The following is a 21,373-nucleotide window of genomic DNA, read 5'->3' as shown; positions in this document are numbered from 1 at the left end:
CTAAAATAGCTTCTTTGTTAGAACAGAAAACGGGGACCCAGTGGGAGATAGGGACTCTGCATGTTTTGCCCAATGGTAAGCTCTGTTTTTATGACATTGAGACCAAGGTCGCAGAAGGTGGACTGACGGTGGATACTCTCTCCGTGGAGGTACGCTTTACTCCTTTGTTAGAACGTAGAATTGAAATAAAAGATTTAGACATTGTTAGGCCATCATTGGATTTAACTGAGCAAGATTTAATTGGGATTCTGTATGTTCTCACGAACCAGAATCTGGAGCTGCAGAAGCAACCCGAGCTTGCTATGGAGCAGAGTGGTGGAAATGAGCAGTCCGTTGAGGTGGCGGCGAATGGTGGAGAAGTAGTAGCTAACTCTGAGACGCAGATTGCAGAGCCAGTGGCGACGAGTAAAAAAATCGAGGTAAAACCATCTGGTGATTTAGTGGTTCCAGAAGCGCCAGAAGAAGAGGATGAAAAAGAGGCTTGGGTTCGTATCGTCGATGGCTCAATGCGTCTCACAGTAGGGGATAAAGTTCTAACAAGTTTAGATGATTTCAGTGCCGAAATTCCTATTGGAGGAGAACAGCTCACAGGCGGTGTGAGCTGGGGTGAGGTCACCGTGGGTGGAAGGAGAATAGTCGATCATGGTGAGTTTCTCGTACAAAAAAAAGGGCATGCCCTGAGTGTGAAAGAAACAGACATGAACTTTTTCGGTTTAGATCTGAAACCTGAACTACTGTTAGTTAAAGGTGGTCGCAGCGGTTTGCTGTTCCAAGTAGATTTAGAAGTGCCTGAGCAATCAGCTATGGAGTTAGTGACTCATCTCAACTTAACTTTAGGCATGGCGATGGAGTCAATTTCTGGGGAAATGCGAATTGTGGGGGATTTAGCGCATCCTCTGACCTGGCAAGCTCTAGCAGATGTTAGAGCTGAAAATATCGAAGTTGCAGAAGGTCACCGCGGTGGATACAGCCGTTTCGATAGCTTTCACTTTCAATCCATGCTGCAGCGCGGTGTGATGCAGGTTCCGCGGATAGAGCTGATTGGTGAAGAAGTTTCAGTAATGAGTAACGGGGTGGCTACAATGAATGGCTATGGCTTTGGGATTTGTCGTGTCGTAGCGGCTGGTGAAAAAACTGCGTGGGTCAATAAAATCCAGGGCGGCTCTCAGATGATACAAGGAGCGCAAGGTAGCTTGATGCGACCTTTTGAGACCAATGATGTCTACTTCATGGATATGGAAGTAGATGGGAGCCTACTCAACCCGATGGTGCGGGTGGCCAATGTGAGTGACTGGCAGCCACTGCTGGAGGTTATTGCGCGCTTGCGGACATTTATTCAAGACGAGCGTCTAGAAGATCTTACCACAGATCAGAGATAAATGCCGTGCCGTGCCGAGCGAGTTCTACTTGTTCGCCAACACTTTTCCCAATGAGGGTCGCTCCAACTGGCGAGTCTGGGGTGATGACGATGAAGTCGAGACCTTGAGATTCTAACTGCATGCCTCCACCAGCAGGGAGCATTAGATAGGCTAGCTCTTCAGAGTCTGTGCTGACAATGATCATGGTTCCTGAGGTGATAGGGTCATCACCATCGAGATCAGCGGTGTCTACTTGCTTGAGTTTGGTGATGCTCTCTTCGAATTGTAAAACTTGCGCAGCTTGTGCTTCTGCTAGATAGGAGGCTTCGAGACCTCGGGTGTCGTATTTACCTTCTGCTTTACTCTCTTCAGAGGTAGAGCTTTTATGAGTCTCGAGGGCAGCTTTTCTGAGCACTACGAGATCTTTTTCGAGGCTTTTTAATACAAATTGAATGAGGTCGTGCTTACTGTTGCTCATAGCGTGTTCCTTAAAGTACGGGCTAGCAAAGGGCTGGTCAACTATTTGAGTAGTCGGTTTGCGTAGGTGAGTTCCTATGTTAGGCTAATTGATTATGAAAAACTTCCAAACGAAGCTGGTGCTCCTCGCTGGACTCGCCGGTATTGGGTCGGCTCAAGCAATTGAGAAGCCAGCCTACCAACTACTTAAGCAAGATGGGAAACTAGAGTTACGCCAATACGGAGAGCTGCATATTGTCACAGCTACGATGGACGAAGAAGGTCAGCGCAATCAAGCATTCCGAAAGCTGGCCGGCTACATTGGTAAGAAAAATGATAAGCAGCAGAAAATAGCGATGACATCACCAGTGCTTATTGATGGAGCGAAGGTGACAAAGCCCGCCTCATCTCAGAAACCGTCTATGAGTTTTGTGGTTCCTCAGAATGTGGTGGAAGCAGGGATTCCAAAGCCGAACGATCCAGCCATTTCAATCAGCAAGATAGATGGCGGAAAGTTCGCGGTAAATTCCTTTAAAAATTCCTATTCCGAGACCTCTAGAAAAGAGGCGCTTGATCAACTGCGTGTATGGATTGGCCGTCAGAAGCTTACCGAAGTAGGAGAACCCAGTTTTGCATTCTATGACCCACCGTGGATTCCTCAAATGTTTCGTACAAATGAGGTGTGGATCAAGGTGAAGGATAAAATGGGGGATGAGTAGATCTAACGACGCTTTTTCGTGTTTTTCCTAGTAGGTCTCTTGCGAGTATCTGCCTGGGGCTTGTTTTTATGTGAAAACTTAGAAGGAGTCTCGTAGGGTGACTTCTTGTCGTCCTTCTTTGGGCCTTTGCGGCGTGGTTCTTCTTTTGTCGGTGCGGTGTCGTACTTGAATCCCTCGGATTTTTTACGAGGAAGTGTGACGCGAATGAGTTTTTCTAACTTTTTAAGAGCTAGAGAATTATTTGGAGTGACAAAGGTGATTGCTTCGCCTTCTGCCTCAGCGCGGCCGGTACGGCCAATACGGTGAATGTAGTCTTCGCTGTGCTCTGGGAAGTCGTAGTTGATGACGTGGGTGACACCGTCGATGTCGATGCCACGCGCAGCGACATCAGTTGCCACGAGCACGCGGATTTTACCTTCCTTGAACTCCTTGAGAGCTCGGCGGCGTTGGCCTTGCTTCTTGTCGCCGTGGATGGCTTCGGCTGAAACATCGGCAAACTTCAGAGCCTTGACGAGCTCTTCAGCTCCATCTCGGGTACGGGAGAAGACGATGACGGCATAGAAGTGGTGCGAGCTGTCTAACAGGTGTTTGAGTAAGCCAAGTTTTTGATGTTCGAAGACCTCGTAGATAGACTGGGTGATGGTCTCAGCTGGATTAGCACGGCGGTCGACCTCGACCATTGTGGGGGAGTTAAGAAATTCTTTGGTGATGGCTTCAATCTGGCCATTCATTGTCGCTGAGAACAGAAGTGTCTGGCGCGACTTAGGCAGCTTTTTACAAATCGTACGGATGTCTGGGATAAAGCCCATGTCGAGCATGCGATCGGCTTCGTCTAAGACGAGCGCTTTGAGTCCTTGGAAACGACCGTGACCTTTTTCGACGAGGTCGAGAAGACGGCCAGGAGTGGCGATGATGATATCGACACCTGATCTGAGTTTGTCTATCTGACCCTTGTCTGGCACGCCGCCGTGGATGGCTGCGGTGCGGAGGTTGGTGTACTTAGCGTAGCTTTTGACGTTCTCGTGAATTTGCGAAACGAGTTCGCGAGTCGGAGCAATGATGAGCACGCGAGTGCAGCGTTCTTCTTTCGCTTCGGTCAACTCAGCTAAGTTTGAAAGGAGAGGGAGTGTGAATGCAGCCGTTTTACCTGTACCAGTTTGTGCGATGCCAATCACATCAGCACCTTTGAGTACGCGAGGGATGGCGCGCTCTTGGATAGGTGTTTCTTTAGAATATCCAGCGTCGGTGACGGCTTTTTGGATGCGTTCGTGAAGGTGATGGAAGGACATGGAGTCAGTGTGGAGTGGAAAGTGTGAAGTGAGAAGGATTACTACGTGATGAGTATCTCCGCTAGATTAGCGCTCAGTGAGGGGCAGAGAATCGGAAAAAGGTGCTCTAGGCAAGCAAGGTTTCCGGTGGTGTGCACAGAAATCTCACCATGACCACGGTCGAGAGCTAGGATGCTGGCGGTTTGGCGCGCTACGGCTTCGCCTGTGTCGATGAGCTGAATGGAGGGGCCGACGACTTTTTGAATGGTCTCTCGGAGGAATGGGTAGTGGGTACAGCCTAGGACGAGAGTGTCAGCTCCGGCTTTGACCATGGGAAGGGCATAGCGGCTTACGGCATCTTCTACTTCTGCTCCGGTGAGAACGCCGCGTTCCACCAATGTCACGAAGTCTGGACAGTGCTGGGTGATTACCTTAAGGCCGTTTGGATGAATGTGGGTCTGGAGAAGTCGATGAAATTTTTCTCCGGCAATGGATGCTTCCGTGGCTAGGACACCGATGGTGCCCGTTTTTGTGAGCTTGCTGGCAGGTTTAACTGCAGGTTCCATGCCGATGAAAGTAATGGGGTAGCTAGCGCGGAGGGCCTCGACTGCGTGAATGGTCGCTGAATTACAAGCAACGACGATAGTGTGAGCGCCCATCTCGATGAGTCGCTCTGTGACGGCGAAGGATCGGGCTTGGATCTGCTCAGCAGGCTTATTGCCATAAGGACACCAAGCCGAGTCGCCAATGTAGTGGATAGGGATGTTAGGGAGCTTTTTTCTGATCTCTAACAACACTGATAAACCACCGACTCCTGAGTCGAGAATGCCAACGGATTTTTCCAAGTTACCCACAAGCGCAGCATCCAATGAACTGGGAGGAAAGTCGAGAAGGGAGAGTTTTTCTTTAGGGTAAGGGCCCAGCTGTTTCAGCGGCGTTTTCTGAGGAATGCTAAAGTACCGATTCCTAGCAGAAGTACGGTGTTCGGCTCGGGGATGACAGTGGCATCGATTTCAAAGCGTAGAGGGGCACCAATAGCTCCATCAGAAAGCCAGGAAGCACCAAAGCTAGAAGAGCTATATGATTGGGCAAGGGGTGATCCCATAAAATCAGTATCTAAAGTCCAAGTTCCTTGATCTACTCTAAAGTCACCAAAGGGAGTCCCTGATCCGTAGGGGTCGTTAGTGTTCAGAAATTGTTTCCATTGACCGCCTCCATTATCGGCGCCCATGACCGCAAAGTAGCTGGTGTTGGCAGACAGAGTGAAGTTACTGTCCCATGATTTTACACCATTGGTGTCAATGCTGAGCGTTAAGCGGTGTAGTGATGATTCAGGTGCCGCCGTGGATGCTCCAGCACTCCATATTTCCATAAACAGAGTGCCAGAGGTGGTAAAGTCTCCGATATTGGCTGTGATTGAATTTAGCTGATAATTTGAGCCATCCGTACTAAATGGTGTAGCATGCCATTCACCAGGGCTAATGTCAGAAAATATGGTCTCATTCCTATCGGCTAAGTCATCTAGATTGCTAAGAGCTACCGCTGCATTTAATTGGCCGCATAAAAACAGAAGAGCTAGGAGAGGTTTACGAATTTTCACCTAACTAGTGTAACTTATTCATTCTAGATCGGTCAATCATGGTCGTCAGTTTTTTTCATGGTAGGAATAAAAATCCCACAGAGCCGAGGCGCTGTGGGATACTTATAGGAAACGTTATCGCTGTTTAGCTTAGCTCAGTGACAGCGCGTTGAATACGGCGGACGGATTCTTCTTGGCCGAGGATCTCGAGGATCGCTCCGAGGTCAGGGCCGCCGGCTGCGCCTGTGAGGGCTACGCGGGTTGGGAACATGAGCTGGCCTGGTTTGGCTCCATTTTCCTTGGCTGTTGCGCCGATGGAGTTTTTAGCTTCACTCCAGTCGCTGAGTGCGGCGAAAGCGGTGGCGAGTTTTTCTAACAAGCCGGCTGCGGCTTCGTTCTTTTTGACTTTTTCAACTGTCTCGGTGTCGAATGGGTAGTCGGCATTATAGAAAAAGGCGATCATGGCTGGAACTTCCGTGAGGAGGCGGACCTTTTCCTGAATGGAACCAGCGATGGCGACGTATTTGTCATCGGTAGTGATGCCCGCTGCGTCAACGTATGGTTTAGCGGTAGCAGCGAAATCTTCTGGTGAGAGTTTGGCGAGGTGCTGTTGGTTGACCCAGCCGCACTTGTCGATATCGAATTTCCCAGGAGCGCGGTTGATCGCCTCGAGGGTGAATTTTTCGATAATCTCGTCTGGTGAGAAAATCTCGCTTTCGTCTTTGGGTGACCAGCCGAGGAGAGCGAGGAAGTTAAATACTGCTTCAGCTGTGTAGCCTTGTGAGGCGTATTCACCAATGGCTGCGCCTTGGTCGCGTTTGGACATTTTAGAACCATCCATGTTGAGAATGAGCGGAATGTGCGCGTATGCTGGGGGCTCTACTCCGAAGGCTTCGAAAAGCTGAAGGTGTTTCGGAGTGTTCATGAGGTGGTCTTCTCCACGGAGGACGTGAGTCATACCCATTTCGATGTCGTCGACAACATTAACAAAATGGAAGGTGTAGGTTCCATCTGAGCGCTTGACCACCATGTCAGGGTTGATGGATTCATCTGTGTAGTCGACAGTAACTTCACCACAGACGAGGTCGTTCATGACGATTGGTTTGCGCTCAAAGCGGAAACGGTAAGCGCCACCATCTTCGTAGACGCGGTCAGCTGCAACGAGTTTTTCGAAGTAGCCGTTGTAGATGTCCATGCGCTCGGATTGATTGTACGGTCCGTGCTCGCCACCTTTGTTAGGGCCTTCATCCCAGTCCATGCCGAGCCAGCTGAGGCCTTCGAAAATAGCTGCGCGAGCTTCGTCAGTGTTGCGCTCCTTGTCTGTGTCTTCAACGCGGAGGATGAAGGTGCCACCGTGTTTGCGGGCAAAGAGGTAGTTGAAAAGGGCGGTGCGTGCGCCGCCAACGTGGAGGTATCCTGTTGGCGATGGTGCGAATCGGGTGCGGATCTGCTGATTTGTCGGCTTGCTCATGGCTGTGGTTTAGAGAAGCGCGTGTGAAACTCCTAGTGAAAAATGCATAATCTTTGTTTGTTGGATTATAATTTTTCAAAGATCAAGCTGAGACGCGTCTATCCTTTTATAACTTCTAGGAAGCGGCTGATTTCACATTCTAGTATTTATACAAAAAATAGAATCTGAAATGAAATGATGCGCAGATCTTCGATCTAAATTGAGCTTTACTCTCTAAAATAGAGTTAAATAGATTGGCTTAAGCTCTCGCGGCTGTCTAACATCGACGAAAATGAATAATACACCACGATACTTACTATTACCCTGCATGATAATAGCCATTGGGATTGCTCTGGCAGGATTTTTTATAGGGAACACCCTCTATAAATCAAGAGTTGCTCTGAATACCGTCACTGTCAAAGGTCTTGCCGAGCGAAGAGTGGATGCAGATCAGGCTAATTGGAAGATTAACTATAGTGTGTCAGGAAAGTCTAAAAGCGATATACCGGACCTTTATAAGGAATCTGAAAGTAATAAAAATAGAGTTTTAGACTATTTGAAAAAGGGCGGGATTGAGGATGGTGAAATAAGAATAGGGGTAATTAGCTATTCTAGTGAAGAGTACCGTAACGAGGATAAAGTATTGGTAGATGAAAGGCACACTCTTACAGGAGTGATAGAAGTAGAGACTACTAGAGTTTCAATTATTGAAGCTGTTAGGGGTACTATCAATGAATTGATGGTTGAAGGTATAGATATTACAAACAATCCATCTCAATACAGGTTTACAGGGCTTAATAAAATTAAACCTGAAATGCTCAAAGAAGCTACCAAGAACGCTCGAATTGCGGCAGCTGAATTTGCGACTAATTCGGGTTCTGAGATAGGACGGATTCGTTCAGCTAGGCAGGGAGGATTCACGATCATAGATGTTGGTGAGAGATTTGGTGATACAAAGAGACTTAAGAAGGATGTGAGAGTCGTGACTACATCAGAGTTTTACGTAGACAACTAATGGGGGGCTGAGCAGCTTAGAATAAAGCGCCACAGTTATCGTCATAATGGACGAGCTTAAATATGCTGATCGAGGTGTTTTTCGAATCGTTGAAAATCGTCTTCGATGTGAGGGTCTTTCATTATATCGTGACAGGAAAAGGTAGGCAGTGCTTCCATGGCAAAGAAGCGGAAGTTCATGTGCGCTGGGAAGAAGAGGTCGTCGACACTTTTGCCTTGGAAGAGGTATTCGTCCGGGGTGTTGAAGGCTTCGATTGGTGCATTGAACGTGAGCGAGAGCATGTATTGCTTTCCTTGTAGTGTTCCGCCAGCACCATAGTTTTCTTTATAGTTCGGACGGTGCCGGCCGTCGCCATCGCATAGCTGTCCGGCCATTCCAGCTGTGTAGACGTCATCCATATATTTTTTGAAAACCCATGGAAAGCCCATCCAGTAAGTGGGAGATTGAATTAGAATGACATCCGCCCATTGGTGGTTTTTAATTTCTTGTTGAATGTCGTAATCGGCTTCTGCCGCAGTGATACGCGTCTCATATCCCTTCTTTTCAAAAAGTTCCTTTGCTCTTTGGGTGAGCGAGGCGTTGAGTTTTCCTGGGGAGTAGTCGTTTTTTTGGTGGGCGTTTATGATGAAGATGTTTTTCATAGAGTTAACTGGTTAGAGATATGTGAGGTGTTGATATTCCGGCGTTGTAGCCTTTTTCGTAGCCTATGGTAAATGCGTCACTTTCTGCGGCCGGGTAGGGCTTCTGGATTTCCCTGAGCTTCCGTCTTGTGAGCCCATTTTGTGTTCGAGTTCATAGCGAGCTTGGCTGCGCTGAGCAGATGGCGACATTTTCTGATCATGCTCTTTTTTATCATGGTGCTTCTCTCGTTACACTGGTGCTGGCTAGCTAGAGAAAACATGAAGAAAGGGAGTGTTGTTAGGAGTGTTAATTGAGGGGATGTCGTTTGATCGATCTATTCTAGGACTGGATGCGTGGCATCCAATCAAAGCAAACTAACGGTTATTTTTAAATAGCTCAAGTTGGTAAGATTGTTATTTTTGTGCTCAACTAGTGAGGCCGAAGAGCCATGAAATCTATTCCCTTACCAGTCTGGTAGTATGGTAACTTTGCTAATGACTTCATATTATGAGTAAGTACTCTCACCGTTATGAGAGTGTTCTGGTTCTTGATTTTTTCCTTCATCGGTTTGTATGCATCCGAGATGGACTCTCTTCGAAAGGAAATGAGGAGCTATTACGCAGCTCTGACCTTACCTGCTGAAGCTGGCGAGAAAGCTAGTCTCGGGCACAAATTGTTTTTTGATAGCCGGCTTTCCGCTGATGGGCAGTCTTCTTGTGTCAGTTGTCACTCATTTGATGCATATGGGACGAATCGCAGTTTATTGAGGACTCAGAAAAAAGAAGGAAACTTCTATCGAGATATTCCAAGTGTGTTGAACGCTGCTCAATTAGAGAGCTATAGTTGGGAAGGTAGTATCAAGTCACTCACTGCGAAAATCTCTGGCTCGTTGGATTCACAATATGAGATGGGGGAGGGAGCATGGGACGCTAGACTTAAGAGGCTGGCTCCTTATGAAAAAATGTTTCACACGGTTTACCCCGAGGACGGTATGACGAAAGAGACAATCGTAGATGCTCTCTGTGCTTACCAAGAGCAGTTGGTCGCACGCGCTCCGATCGATGCATTTATCGAGGGAGATGACGAAGCTCTTACGCTGGAACAAATAGAAGGTTACGCTACTTTTGATAGATACAATTGCTCTACCTGCCATACAGGGGCGCACTTTGGCGGGCAGATGATTCAACGAATGGGGATCGTGCGACCTTGGCCGAATCAAGAGGATCTCGGCTATTATCACACATCGGGAGATTCGGCGCATAAGATGCTTTTCCGGGTGGCTCCACTGCGTAATGTGACTGCGACTCGGCCTTATTTTCACGATGCGAGCTCGCGGACTATTCTAGATGCGATTCGGAAGATGGGTGAGTACGAAGCTGGGGTGATGATCAGCGATGAGGATACCCTGAAGATCTTTGAATTCCTGAAAGCGCTGAAAGGTGATCTGCCGGAAGAGTGGGTGAAGGAACCTGAATTACTCGAATGAGAATCTGGAGAGTGTCTCTCGGTTGGTGTTTTTGTGCATAAATGAGAGAAGCATTCTTGTGTGCTATCTGTTAGCTCTTTAGGCTTCGGTCCATGAAGAAGATAGCTCCTCACTGGCAAATACTGATAGCCTTAGGTCTCGCTGTGGCCCTAGGGGTGGTATTTAGAAATTTTTCGGTAGCGTCAGGAGATATCTCTTCCTTTACGCACTTCGCTGAAAAGGCGACGAGTATAAGCACTTTTGTCGGAGACCTTTTCATGAGTGCTCTGAAAATGATCATTGTACCTCTGATCGTTAGTTCAATTATTGCAGGGATCGGAGCACTGGGAGGCGTGAAAGGCTTTGGTAGATTGGGAGCTAAGACGATAGGATTCTATGCTCTGACTTCGCTGATGGCTATTCTGGTGGGGTTGAGTGTGGTGAATCTTTTTGAGCCGGGCCTCGTAGAAGGAGGGCAACCTAATATGGAGATTCGTGAGGCCTTTGATCGAGGTGTCGATGAGGCATCTGACCAGGAATTAGCTAAGGTGGAAGCAGCTAATGAGAAACAGGCAACCGACTACCTCGACTTTTTTAAGAAGCTATTTCCGCCTAACATTATCGCAGCAGCGGGGGATAACGGACAGATGTTGGGGCTGATCGTGTTTAGTATTTTATTCGGTATAGGGATGACGCGTTTGCCCATGAATGAGATGCAGACACTGCAGGGAACGATTCAGGGGATCAATGATGTGATGATTTTAATCACGCGCTGGATCATGATGACGGCTCCGATCGGTGTATTCGCATTGATGTTTCCCGTGATTTACAAATCTGGAGCGGGTCTTTTCATCGAGCTGGGATCGTACTTTGGAACTGTGCTCACGGCATTAGCGATCCACATGTTTGTTACTCTGCCATTGATTCTTAAATTTGTCGGTAAGGTGAGTCCAATAGCTCATTTTAAAGCAATGCAGACTGCCTTGCTAACTGCGTTTTCAACGGCTTCTTCCTCAGCGACACTTCCTGTGACAATGCGTTGTGTGCAGGAAAATGCAGGTGTGAGTAAGAGGACATCAAGCTTTACTCTGCCACTGGGAGCGACAGTGAATATGGATGGTACTGCGCTCTATGAATGTGTGGCAGTGATTTTTGTGGCACAGGTGATGGGAGTAGATCTGGCATTTGGTGCGCAGTTTGTCGTGGTGGGGGCTGCCTTACTTACGAGTATAGGTGTGGCGGGTGTTCCCTCAGCTAGTTTAGTGGCGATTTTATTGATCCTTAAAAACTCTAATATCGAAGGTGCTGAGACTGCTGTTGTCGCTCTGTTGAGTGTGGACCGCTTATTAGATATGTCTCGTACAGCGGTGAATGTTTTCGGTGACAGTTGTGCTGCCGTCGTAGTTGGTGCAAGTGAGGGCGAAAGGGTATTGCAGGGTAATTTGCATGATTTCGAGGAAGACATCGAGGACGAAGAAGAGCGTTTGTTAGACGAAGACTAGATGACGCCTGAGCAATTTATCATCCTCTGTATTTCGGCGTTTTGTATAGGGGTCGCTAAGGCAGGTTTTTCGGGGACATCACTGATTGGTGTGTTCTTGATGACTGAGGCGTTTGGCGCGAAAGAGCAGATTGGTATCGCTCTGCCGATGTTGATCATGGCGGATATCATCGTGTATCCAGCATTTCGTAAATATGGCAGCTGGAAGCCCGTCTGGTTTTTATTGCCACCAGCCTTGGTGGGGATAGGTCTAGCGCTTTGGGTGCTGAATACTGTTTCTGATGAGACTATGCGCAGCACTATCGGCTGGATTATTCTCAGCATGGTAGGGATGCAACTGGTTAGGAAATGGAAGCCAGAGCTGACCTCTAAGCTCGCGCATTCTCGTGGGTTCGGAGTGGCAGCTGGGGTTACTGGTGGTGTGGCGACGATGTTAGCGAATGCCGCTGGGCCCATAATGCAGCTGTATTTGCTCTCAAAGAATATGGGGAAGATGGATCTGATAGGTGTGGGTGCACGTTTCTTTCTGTTAGTAAACTTGTTGAAACTACCATTGAGCGCAGGGCTTTCGCTGACAACATTGGATACGCTCTTGTGGAATTTTGCGGTGCTGCCAATAATTATAGGAGCGGTGTGGGTTGGGAAGAAGTTGTTAGTGAAACTACCTCAGGCGGTGTTTGAGCTAATGATCATTCTCACAGCAGTAGTGGCTGGTGGTCGCTTGATCACTGGGTGAGAAATTTGTTAGAATTTCACAAGGGGGGAGATTAGTGAGGGTGGTGAGTTACTGAGTCTTTTGAAAAAATGGTTTCACGGGGGGATGCTTATGGTAGCTTTTGGGATATGAAGCAGTGGTTATGGATGATACTAACAGCTTTGCTTAGCTGTGGGGTTTTCGCTCAGGAGTCGAGTGAGCCAGTTGAGAGCTATAAAGACAAAGTGGTGGTCCTGAAAGTAGGTGAGAAATCACTGATGAATAAGCACTCTTTCAAGTATTGGAGGAAGGTGATGAAGCGGGCTGAAGCGGAGAAAGCCAAGGCGATTATTTTTGATATCGATACGCCTGGTGGCTATGCGATGGAGACTGCGGATTTGATCACACGGGTGATGCCAGAGCTTACGATCCCGTCGATAGCGTTTGTAAACCCAGAGGCCACGAGTGCTGGCTCTATGATAGCATTTGGCTGTGACAAGATTTACATGCACCCACGTGGAAGCATTGGTTCTACAGGGATTGTGTCAGGGGGGGGGCAAGAAATTGGGCCTGTGATGCGTGCAAAGATCGAGTCTTTGTTTACTAGCTATGTGAAGATTGTCGCGAAAGAAAAAGGGCGTAATCCTGATGTGATGAAGGCCATGATGTTCCGTGATCAGGAATATGAGTTTGCAGATGGTAAGGTGAAGGTAGCGAAGGGGGAGCTGCTTAACTTAGTAGCTGATGAATCCATTTTAATGGTGGATGGGAAACCTTTGTTAGCTGATGGAATTGCTGTCAATATTGAAGCGATATTGGAGCTAGAGGGAATGGCGGGAGCTGAAGTAGTTTCGGCAGAGCCAAAGGGTTTAGAGGCTTTTGCTCAGTGGGTAGGCTTGACGTCACCAATCTTGATAGGGATTGGTTTTATCGCGGTGTTTATGGAGGTGAAGACTCCAGGATTCGGCATTTTTGGAGTGATTGGTCTAAGTGCCTTTGCAATTTTCTTTGTAGGAAATAATCTAGATGGGAATCTTGCTGGAGGATGGTTATTTGTGATCTTTGCTCTGGGACTATTGTTAGTCATTTTAGAGTTCACGGTGATTCCTGGGACATTTGTTGCTGGCTCTATCGGAGTGGTCATGATGCTGGGAGCTATCATGATGGCGATGGTCGATTCCGACATGTTAGATAGCTTTAAGGACAGCAAAGATGGTCTGATAACCTTGCCAGTATTGATTGGCTGGCCACTTATTTATATGACTGTGGGGATTGCTCTAGCGGGTGTCGTTAGTATGATAGTGATGCGTTATTTACCGTCTCTACCAATGTATAGTTCTCTTGCTGTGAGTGCAGAATTACCATCAGGCACCGGTGTGGAGAATCATAACCAGGAACTGGTTGGTCAAGAAGGTGTGGTCATTACTGAACTGCGCCCAGCTGGTAAGGCTGAAATTTTAGGCGTCATTCATAATGTGATTTCCCAACATGGGTTCATCGAGAATGGAAGTGCTGTAAAAGTAGTTTCGGCGGACGGTATGCGAATCATTGTCGACCAAGTCTCCTAGCTATTTGATTGCGCAAAGCTAGGTATTTTCTTTTGCTAAGCGGATGCAAGGTAATAGCTCATTCGACGCCACGCGCTGGACATTAGTTCAGCGTGCAAAAGATGCGAATGTGGAGGAAGCGCAAGAGGCGCTGAACGCGCTGTGTTCTATGTATTGGCGGCCTCTCTATGCTTTTGCTCGTGGTTATGGAAGAAGCATGGAGGATGCCGAGGATGTGGTGCAGGGGTTTTTAGCGAAGGGAATAGAGAAGGCTCTTTTCTCCGCAGCCGATCAGGAAAAGGGAAAAATGAGAACTTTTTTACTGACTGCTTTTAAACGTTATCTCCGCGATGAACATGTGAAGGCATTCGCCCTGAAAAGGGGAGAGGGAAAAGTGGATACTATGGATGTGGCGGCTGAAGAAGCTCGCTGGGCTGATGAGGATGCCACCGATCCGACGATGAATTTTGATAAGCGCTGGGCGATTATCGTAGTGGAAAGTGCGCGTGAGCAGTTAGAGAAAAAATATCAGCGTGAGGGAAAGCTAGATCTCTACCTAGCCTTGTCCGCCAGCCTCACTGGTGAAATGGATGAAGGCTATCAAGAGGTCGCTGACCGATTAGATGTTTCGCTCTCAGCGGTAAAGGTAGGGGTGCACCGACTTCGCAAACGTTTTGGTGAAATGCTGCGAGCGGAGATAGTAGAAACACTCGGTGAAGGCGAGGACCCAGATCAAGAGCTGCGGTACTTGATCGGTATCTTGAGTGATTAAGCGAGTGTTCGTTGTTTACGTTAGACTATTGAAATAATTTTGGCTGAAGATGAAACATTGAAGCAGAGAGATGTGCAAAAACTTCTTTCGTGGGCACTCACGGAAAAGTTAGAGCACCCTCTTGAGGTAGGTGATCCTGACCTTCCTGGTTTTGATGTGCTCTCAGTATTGGGGCGTGGAGGCATGGGGACGGTGTACCTAGCTAAGCATCATGGATTGGGGCGCGAGGTGGCGCTAAAGCTATTTACGGCGAACGGGAGTGATCAAGAGCTCTTCCTAGAGCGTTTGAAGCGAGAGGGTAGATTGATGGCGCAGCTGGAGCACCCGAATGTATTAGGTATTTACGATGGGGATGTGCTGCCCGACGGTACTCCCTACCTAGTGTTAGAATATGTTAAGGGTGAGGATTTGCAAAAGCGCATTTCACGAGAGAAGAAGCTCAGTCAGAAAGAGGCTCTTTCAATTGCTATTAGAGTGCTTAATGGGCTATCGGCGGTGCATGCACTAGGAGTGACCCATCGTGATGTGAAACCGGCCAATGTTCTCTTGGGTGAAGACGGATCGGTTAAGGTGACGGATTTTGGGGTTTCAAAAGTAGCTCAAGAAGAGCAGCTCTCACTGACGATGACAGGGACGACGATAGGGACAGTGGATTACATGGCTCCTGAGCAATCGAATGGAGACGCTGTGGATGAGCGTTCTGATATTTATTCTGTGGGGGTGATTCTTTATGAAATGCTGGCAGGGGTGACACCGCGTGGAGCTTTTGAGCCATTGTCAAAATATGGAGTTTCGAAGGAATTGAATCGCTTGGTGATGCGCTGTTTACAGAGAGACCCGAATAGGCGTCCTGCATCAGCCGCTAATTTGGCGCGCCAATTGAGAAAAGTGCGTCGAGACTCCAAGCGTGGTTTTCAGGGAGATGTGAAGCGCTTGAGTCTAGCTCTTCTCGGGGGAACCGCGTGTGTGTTAGTGGCTGGTTTATTCATTTTTCGCGAAATGCGCGAAACTCCGAGTGTGGTGTTAGAGCCTGATCAGGTGGTGGATGCTAAAGAGAATAATCCGAGTTCGGTGACTAATCTGATAGAGGGTTATTCTCTACAGAAAGCTAGTTTAGCTGGCAAGTGGTGGCGTCATTCTGGGGCTTTGTTTTGTGAAAGTAGTGAGCAGGCTCTGATCGAATTCCCTTCTGATTTAGCAGATGAGTATGTGGTCGACTCGCAACTCACTAGAGTAGATCAAGTGGGGAAAGTAGTGCTCTTCCTGCCGACTTCTCAGGGGTTGATAGCTCTAGAGACTAGTGAAGAGGGTATCCAAGTGCAGGGTGATAATCGGAGAGTGAAGAAAGCTTTCAAGGGAGGAATCGCTTATTCGGTGCGTGTAGAAGTAAGCAAGCAGGTCTTACGAGTTTTTGTTGATGAGAAGCGTGTTTTGGTAAGAGCTATTGAGGCTCTGGATATTAGAACTTCACTTCAGTGGAAGATTCAGGATACGCGTAAACTAGCAATAGGAGCTGAGCGGTCTGAGCTTATCGTGAATCAATATTCGGTGCGACCATTACAATGATTTCAGCATGTATTGTTAGCTGATTTTTATGGCTTGGCATTGCCATTTGCTACGTAGTGGATATGACGGATCACGCGCTAGGTTGTTTAGGCCTAGAGCGCTTTTAAAACATTTCCTATGGCAGAACCAATCACCATCATCACCGCTTTCGACGGGAAGTCACAGCACGGTTCGTTTCCTCAGCACATGTGGCATCGGTACCGTTGGTGGGTGATTACTCGTTCGGTGCTGTGCGTCGTGGCTGTTTGCTTGGGCGCTTATTTAATGGAGCCCGGGACTAAGGGGGGCGTCATTGGAGGAGGCTTAGTAATGGTTGGTTCATTAGGGTTTATGCGGCCGATGCTTTGGCAGATGTGGCAAGAGCGAGGGCTGCGCAAGCACCCAGCTTATAACACAAAGGTTCGGTACACCTTTTCTGAGAAAGGGCTCAGTATGGCCGGCAGTGCTGGAGAGGCTACAGTTACTTGGGAAGAGCTTTACGAACTTAAATCCACCAAAAAGGGTCTGCTAATTTATACTGATAAAAAGCAATACATTTGGATTGCCGCTGCAGCCTTTGGAGAAGGGCAATTAGCAAAGGTGTTAGGGCTGAGGAAACAGGGCTCTAAGTAATCTTACTTACTACTTACTTAAGTATTCTTGAATGGGCTTGAGTGGATATAGATGCGTGTATCTACCTATGTATATAGGAGTAAGGTGATGGGTCTTGCCCTCTTTTGAAGTATTCCGTTACTTTTATCCAAAGCAGTAAATGTACCTTTAGTCTTTCTAGCGGTTGATTTGTTCGCTTTAAACTCCCATCCCCCCCCGAATAAAATGAATACAATCCCAAAGGGTTACTTTTGTGACCTGTGCCTTGATGATGTTGATGCATTAGCGAATGCGTCTTACCTTTTACTTTGTAATGGAACTACTAGTCGTTCCTATGGTTCTCAAAAGCGAGAGTGCCATTATGAGTCAGAGTTCGATGTATTAGTCGTTAATCTTGAGTCGCTCCATGATCCTCTTGCTGAAAGGAGTTCGATAGATCATCTGGTGTTTCTTAATGAGGATACCTATGAACAGCTTTGGTTAGGTTGTGGTGATGTAGATGCTGAGCCTTTAAGCCAGGTTTGTGTACAACGCGCATTGAGTCAAAGGCCAGTAAACGATCCTCCAGAGCTTTTTATGCCGGAGGCGGACACTAGCGAATATATTGTGAGCCCGTATGATGCGCGCGAGCTGAGTAGTTTTAGTGAATACTACAAATCCTTGTTAGTGCGTTCATTTGCACAAAAGGAGTCTTCCTTTTTTGAGCTACTTAGGCATCACGGCATGTGCGTGACTTATTAGGCTAACGCCTCTTGTGTTTATAGCGGCGAGATGCAGCTATTAGGATTTCAGACTGAACGCGTCAAAGCACCATTATATACAGGAAGCCAATATCCTATGGCAAGCTAGAGCAATGAGCCGCCATTGAAGCGCAAGCAGCCGTTAGCAAAGTTGTAAAATGGGTGTACAGTGGTGGCATGTCTGAAAAAACAGCGCTAAAAATCAAGGTGCCAGAATATGGTGAGTTGCGAGAGTCCGTGAAGGAGCGTTTACTTCGTATTCGTGAAGCCTTCAGTGATACCAAAACCCATGCTGATAAGGTGGAAGCCCTTAATAAACTGATGCGTCAGAACTCAGCTCAATCACCGGCATAAAAAAGGCAGAGCCGAAGCCCTGCCTTTTTAAAGATTTTTAAACTCGTCAGAGTATTAGAGAAGCGCTTTGAGGCGCTTGCATACTTCCTCAACGTTGGAGCGTGAGTTGAAGGCTGAGATACGGAAGTATCCTTCGCCTGCAGCACCGAATCCAGAACCTGGAGTGATGACGACATTGGCTTCGTTGAGCATTTTGTCGAACATGTCCCATGAGGTGAGACCTTCTGGACACGCGACCCAAACGTATGGAGCATTTTCACCGCCGAAGACTTTGAGGCCGAGCTCAGTACATGCTGCGCGGAGAAGTTTAGCGTTAGCCATGTAGTGTTCTACTAGGGCTGCGACTTCTGCTTTTCCTTCGTCAGAGAAGATCGCTTCAGCACCGCGTTGTACAGGGTAGGACGCTCCATTAAATTTAGTGGAAGTACGGCGGCTCCAGAGCTGCTTGATACTGATTTTTTCACCAGACTCGGTTGTTCCGAAAACGGTGTCAGGGATCACGATGTAGCCGCAGCGTACACCAGTGAATCCGCCGTTCTTGGAGAAGGAGCGGAATTCGAGAGCGCATTGCTTAGCTCCTTCGATCTCGTAAATGGATCTAGGTACGTCTGCGTCTTGGATAAATGCTTCGTAGGCTGCATCATAAAGAATGATGGCATCATTCTTAAGTGCGTAGTCGACCCATGCTTGAAGTTGCTCGCGAGTAGCTGAAGCTCCTGTTGGATTGTTCGGGTAGCAGAGGTAGACGATGTCTACTTTCTCTTCTGGGATAGCTGGAACGAAATTATTTTCAGCGGTACATGGAAGGTAAACAAGACCTTCGTAGCGCCCGTCTTCATCAGCTTCGCCAGTGTTTCCGATCATGACATTCGTGTCGACGTAGACAGGATAAACTGGATCGGTAATAGCGATGGTGTTACCTGGGCCGAAGATGTCGAGAATGTTGCCGGTGTCACACTTCGAGCCATCGGATACGAAAATATCGTCAGCGGAGATGTCGAGTCCCTTGAAGGCATTGTCAGCAACAGCCTCACGGAGGAAGCCGTATCCTTGCTCAGGACCATAACCGCGGAAGGTGTCGCGACAGCCGAGTTCGTCCACAGCCTTGTGCATAGCTTCTTGCACAGCCTTAGGTAGAGCTTCTGTAACATCGCCGATACCACAGCGGATGAGAGCTGCGTCTGGATTAGCTTCTGAATAAGCTCCTACGCGGCGGCCGATTTCTGGGAAAAGGTACCCAGCTTTAAGTTTTAGAAAGTTGTCGTTTATGCGTGCCATAACGGGGCGGATGCTGCTCAGCCTTGGTCGAAAGTGCAAGGATTGAATTTGAGATTTGAGATTTGCAATTAGAGATTTAGTCTATGGCCATGCAGTCAGGTAGAGGGATTATTTTACGGCTCACAAAGCTGAGCGATACCAGCCTGATTGTGACATGGTGTGTTGATGGTCTAGGTTTGGTTAAGACCGTGGCGAAGGGGGCTAGGAATTCGAAAGGGAAATTCGCAGGAAAATTAGATCTATTCTTTATTGCGGATCTCGAGTGGATCGAAAGCAGGAGGAGCGAGCTCCACACGCTGCGTGAGGTTGCCCCATTGGAATACCACGAAAAAATGCGTGGCCAATATCGTGATGTATTGCTAGGAGGATATTTTACAGCTCTGACTGAGCACGTCATGGAGGGGGGGCATAGTGAGGATGCCGTGTTTGATTTACTGAGCAGGGGAATGAACTTTCTTAATACTAAAGGGTCTAGTTTGAGGGCGTTAGAGCATTTCGAGAATGAATTAGCTAAAATGGTAGGAGTGTGGGATGGCAAGAGACGGGGAAACTTGGCGCTGGAAGATGCATTTGGGCGATTGCCTGTGAGCCGACTTCAGTGCCTTGAGTTATTAAAATAAATTGGAAGATGATGATAGGAGAGCATGTTTTTCATTGTAGAATAGGGCAAAGATGTTATTCACTTAAGTTGTTAGACATCGTACGAATTTATGAAATCAGGCACAACTAACCTCTTAGAAATCCTCTCCGAACGCGTCATAGTATTATCTGACAAAGGAGAGTGGGAAGAAGCGTACCATGCCGCGGTAGCCGCAGTGGATAAGGCGAGAGCAGCGGTGAAAGAGGAGGATGAAGGCGCTGAGATAGCGCTTATTGAGTGTTTAGAGATGCAAGGCGATATTTTGCGTCAAACCGGGAGACTTGAGGAATCAAGATTAGTCTACCTTGAGGCATTAGAGACTGCAATTCCCTTAAAGGTTTCTCTCGAACTTCTGGCACGGGTGACAGCGAGTGTTGGAGTGCTCTACGACAGTGTTGAGAATGATCCTGAGGCGATTCGTTTTTACGAGAGAGCAGTGGAGTTATATGATAGAGCTGGTTTTGGTCAGACCGAGCCTGTGGCTGATATTTGTAATAATCTGGGCTTTGTTTATCGTAGCATAGGGAACTTCCAGACAGCTGAGGATATATTCCTTAAAGGCTTGGATATTTGCCGTCACGATCTTGGTTACGAACATGAGAAAACAGCGACACTTTGTAATAATCTAGGAGCTCTCTATCTCAAGGCAGAGAAAAGTACTCAGGCCCGTGAGATGAATTTGATGGCTTTAGAGATTCGGCTTAAACTTTTTGGCGCACTGCATGCGGATACATCACAGTCACATGCTAATCTAGCGCTTTCACTTTGCCAATGTGGCGAGTCTGAGGAGGCAAATGAGCATTTCTTAGCTGCGGTAAAAGGCTATGAAAAGCATATCAATACTGAGACACATGACTATGCGGCCGTGGTGGAAAATTACGCAGAGTTTTTGAAGCTTTCGAACGAGGGTAAGTCTGCTGATGTCTTGGTGAAAAAAGCTCAGAAAAAGTTATCTCAAGTGAGTTTTTAATAGAACTCTTTATCGAGTAACCATTTTTCCAGAGTATCTTTTTGGGCCGTGATATTACCGATCACTCGGTACTTCGAGCGCTGAATAGAGCCCGCGTTTTCACGTGTGTCATCGACCACGCACCATGGCACACTGCCGGATGAATGGATGGAGTGTAGCTGGGAACCGTCGTGCACGATGAAGCCTACGTGTTTATCGAGTCCGATGATGTAGATGCCTTTTTCCATTCCTAGTACCATGTTCCAGAATGCATTGAAGTCCATCTCTGTGCGGATCTTCATTTTTTCTCTTGGGACGAAGGCTCCGAGGATAGTCTGTGAGGGTTGTTGGGAGAGTTTGATTCGGTTGAGCTTAAAGCCAGCATCGCGCATTATGGTGGATACGAAATAGCCGCAAGCGATTTTCCCCTCGCCTGGTTTTTCACAATAGCCATTGAAGTCCCAAGGAGTGCCGAGCCAGCACCGCATCATTTCAGGGGTGACGGTGTCAAGCAGTTCTCTGGACTCAGCTAGGATGGCGCTTTTTTGCTGTGCTGTGCTCGCAGCGAGGTAGCGGTCTTTGAGTCGTTGTTTACGAATTTTTAGGTCTTCGACGAGGAGGTCGTATCGCTCAGGTTGAGGTTTGTGTTTGTTGATTTTTGCAACCAGTTGGGGAAGCCTCAGTTCATCTTGGAAGAGCCACAAGCTCAGGCCAATAGTGACGGCTGAGCACATAAAAAAAAAGACAACAAGCACCACGCGCTGACTGCGAGGGGTCGCTGCTGGCTCTTTAGTTTTAGCTGACATTATT

At 47.6% G+C, this 21,373-nt stretch carries 22 protein-coding genes; 14 read left to right on the top strand and 8 right to left on the bottom strand.

The window, feature by feature from the left end; all coding sequences use genetic code 11:
- Positions 1-14: 14 nt before the first annotated feature.
- On the top strand, positions 15-1,379 hold the full coding sequence (locus ACSHX2_RS04025; RefSeq protein WP_435690810.1) for a hypothetical protein: 1,365 nt from the start codon (positions 15-17) through the stop codon (positions 1,377-1,379).
- Here ACSHX2_RS04025 and ACSHX2_RS04020 read toward each other — a convergent pair.
- Complete coding sequence (locus tag ACSHX2_RS04020) at positions 1,360-1,836, bottom strand: hypothetical protein (protein WP_435690808.1); 477 nt, start codon at positions 1,834-1,836, stop codon at positions 1,360-1,362. The two genes, ACSHX2_RS04025 and ACSHX2_RS04020, sit on opposite strands and share 20 nt — an antisense overlap.
- 94 nt (positions 1,837-1,930) lie before the next feature.
- On the opposite strand from ACSHX2_RS04020, the gene ACSHX2_RS04015 reads away from it, so the two are divergent.
- Positions 1,931-2,533 carry an SOUL family heme-binding protein gene (locus ACSHX2_RS04015; RefSeq protein ID WP_435690806.1) on the top strand — a complete coding sequence of 201 codons (603 nt, stop codon included), beginning with the start codon at positions 1,931-1,933 and terminating at the stop codon, positions 2,531-2,533.
- Between the two features lie 2 nt (positions 2,534-2,535).
- Here the strand turns inward: ACSHX2_RS04015 and ACSHX2_RS04010 are convergent, their stop codons facing one another.
- The 4 genes from ACSHX2_RS04010 to ACSHX2_RS03995 all read right to left on the bottom strand — a co-directional run bounded on the left by ACSHX2_RS04010 (position 2,536) and on the right by ACSHX2_RS03995 (position 6,851).
- Positions 2,536-3,822 carry a DEAD/DEAH box helicase gene (locus ACSHX2_RS04010; protein ID WP_435690804.1) on the bottom strand — a complete coding sequence of 429 codons (1,287 nt, stop codon included), beginning with the start codon at positions 3,820-3,822 and terminating at the stop codon, positions 2,536-2,538.
- A gap of 41 nt (positions 3,823-3,863) precedes the next feature.
- On the bottom strand, positions 3,864-4,655 hold the full coding sequence (gene murI, locus ACSHX2_RS04005) for a glutamate racemase (RefSeq protein WP_435690848.1): 792 nt from the start codon (positions 4,653-4,655) through the stop codon (positions 3,864-3,866).
- Positions 4,656-4,729: 74 nt separating this feature from the next.
- Positions 4,730-5,401 carry a choice-of-anchor R domain-containing protein gene (locus ACSHX2_RS04000; RefSeq protein ID WP_435690803.1) on the bottom strand — a complete coding sequence of 224 codons (672 nt, stop codon included), beginning with the start codon at positions 5,399-5,401 and terminating at the stop codon, positions 4,730-4,732.
- A 124-nt stretch (positions 5,402-5,525) separates the two neighbouring features.
- Positions 5,526-6,851 carry a glutamate--tRNA ligase gene (locus ACSHX2_RS03995; RefSeq protein ID WP_435690801.1) on the bottom strand — a complete coding sequence of 442 codons (1,326 nt, stop codon included), beginning with the start codon at positions 6,849-6,851 and terminating at the stop codon, positions 5,526-5,528.
- A gap of 271 nt (positions 6,852-7,122) precedes the next feature.
- On the opposite strand from ACSHX2_RS03995, the gene ACSHX2_RS03990 reads away from it, so the two are divergent.
- On the top strand, positions 7,123-7,845 hold the full coding sequence (locus ACSHX2_RS03990) for an SIMPL domain-containing protein (protein ID WP_435690799.1): 723 nt from the start codon (positions 7,123-7,125) through the stop codon (positions 7,843-7,845).
- A gap of 56 nt (positions 7,846-7,901) precedes the next feature.
- On the opposite strand, the gene ACSHX2_RS03985 is transcribed toward ACSHX2_RS03990, so the two are convergent.
- On the bottom strand, positions 7,902-8,486 hold the full coding sequence (locus ACSHX2_RS03985) for an NAD(P)H-dependent oxidoreductase (protein ID WP_435690797.1): 585 nt from the start codon (positions 8,484-8,486) through the stop codon (positions 7,902-7,904).
- Positions 8,487-9,070: 584 nt separating this feature from the next.
- Here ACSHX2_RS03985 and ACSHX2_RS03980 point away from each other — a divergent pair.
- The 9 genes from ACSHX2_RS03980 to ACSHX2_RS03940 all read left to right on the top strand — a co-directional run bounded on the left by ACSHX2_RS03980 (position 9,071) and on the right by ACSHX2_RS03940 (position 17,696).
- Positions 9,071-9,952, top strand: a complete 882-nt coding sequence (locus tag ACSHX2_RS03980) for a cytochrome-c peroxidase (RefSeq protein WP_435690795.1) — start codon at positions 9,071-9,073, stop codon at positions 9,950-9,952.
- A 92-nt stretch (positions 9,953-10,044) separates the two neighbouring features.
- Positions 10,045-11,433, top strand: a complete 1,389-nt coding sequence (locus ACSHX2_RS03975; protein ID WP_435690793.1) for a dicarboxylate/amino acid:cation symporter — start codon at positions 10,045-10,047, stop codon at positions 11,431-11,433.
- The gene (locus ACSHX2_RS03970; RefSeq protein WP_435690791.1) at positions 11,434-12,168 is read left to right on the top strand and encodes a TSUP family transporter; all 735 of its coding nucleotides are present in this window, start codon (positions 11,434-11,436) and stop codon (positions 12,166-12,168) included.
- Positions 12,169-12,275: 107 nt separating this feature from the next.
- The gene (locus tag ACSHX2_RS03965; RefSeq protein WP_435690789.1) at positions 12,276-13,694 is read left to right on the top strand and encodes an NfeD family protein; all 1,419 of its coding nucleotides are present in this window, start codon (positions 12,276-12,278) and stop codon (positions 13,692-13,694) included.
- Between the two features lie 43 nt (positions 13,695-13,737).
- Positions 13,738-14,445 (top strand): RNA polymerase sigma factor, encoded by a 708-nt coding sequence (locus tag ACSHX2_RS03960; protein WP_435690787.1) that lies wholly within the window; start codon positions 13,738-13,740, stop codon positions 14,443-14,445.
- A gap of 72 nt (positions 14,446-14,517) precedes the next feature.
- The gene (locus tag ACSHX2_RS03955) at positions 14,518-16,011 is read left to right on the top strand and encodes a serine/threonine-protein kinase (protein WP_435690785.1); all 1,494 of its coding nucleotides are present in this window, start codon (positions 14,518-14,520) and stop codon (positions 16,009-16,011) included.
- 117 nt (positions 16,012-16,128) lie between these two features.
- Positions 16,129-16,623: a YcxB family protein gene (locus tag ACSHX2_RS03950; protein ID WP_435690783.1), complete on the top strand. Its 495-nt coding sequence runs from the start codon at positions 16,129-16,131 to the stop codon at positions 16,621-16,623.
- Positions 16,624-16,827: 204 nt separating this feature from the next.
- Positions 16,828-17,343, top strand: coding sequence for a hypothetical protein (locus ACSHX2_RS03945; RefSeq protein WP_435690781.1), 516 nt, complete (start codon positions 16,828-16,830; stop codon positions 17,341-17,343).
- Positions 17,344-17,519: 176 nt separating this feature from the next.
- The gene (locus ACSHX2_RS03940) at positions 17,520-17,696 is read left to right on the top strand and encodes a hypothetical protein (protein WP_435690779.1); all 177 of its coding nucleotides are present in this window, start codon (positions 17,520-17,522) and stop codon (positions 17,694-17,696) included.
- Between the two features lie 54 nt (positions 17,697-17,750).
- Here ACSHX2_RS03940 and ACSHX2_RS03935 read toward each other — a convergent pair whose 3' ends face one another.
- A complete protein-coding gene (locus tag ACSHX2_RS03935) occupies positions 17,751-18,974 on the bottom strand; it encodes an LL-diaminopimelate aminotransferase (RefSeq protein ID WP_435690777.1) in 1,224 nt (407 codons plus the stop codon).
- A gap of 89 nt (positions 18,975-19,063) precedes the next feature.
- Here ACSHX2_RS03935 and recO point away from each other — a divergent pair, with 89 nt between their 5' ends.
- Together recO and ACSHX2_RS03925 are read left to right on the top strand one after the other, a co-directional pair.
- Positions 19,064-19,594, top strand: a complete 531-nt coding sequence (gene recO / locus ACSHX2_RS03930; protein WP_435690775.1) for a DNA repair protein RecO — start codon at positions 19,064-19,066, stop codon at positions 19,592-19,594.
- A 90-nt stretch (positions 19,595-19,684) separates the two neighbouring features.
- Positions 19,685-20,584, top strand: coding sequence for a tetratricopeptide repeat protein (locus ACSHX2_RS03925; protein WP_435690773.1), 900 nt, complete (start codon positions 19,685-19,687; stop codon positions 20,582-20,584).
- Here the strand turns inward: ACSHX2_RS03925 and ACSHX2_RS03920 are convergent.
- A complete protein-coding gene (locus ACSHX2_RS03920; RefSeq protein WP_435690771.1) occupies positions 20,581-21,369 on the bottom strand; it encodes a hypothetical protein in 789 nt (262 codons plus the stop codon). The two genes, ACSHX2_RS03925 and ACSHX2_RS03920, sit on opposite strands and share 4 nt — an antisense overlap.
- Positions 21,370-21,373 lie beyond the last annotated feature (4 nt).

The organism is Rubritalea sp., from assembly GCF_051252225.1.
Classification (GTDB): domain Bacteria; phylum Verrucomicrobiota; class Verrucomicrobiia; order Verrucomicrobiales; family Akkermansiaceae; genus Rubritalea.
The sequence above is the reverse complement of the archived record's forward strand: the minus strand, read 5'-3'. Positions and strand labels throughout refer to the sequence as shown.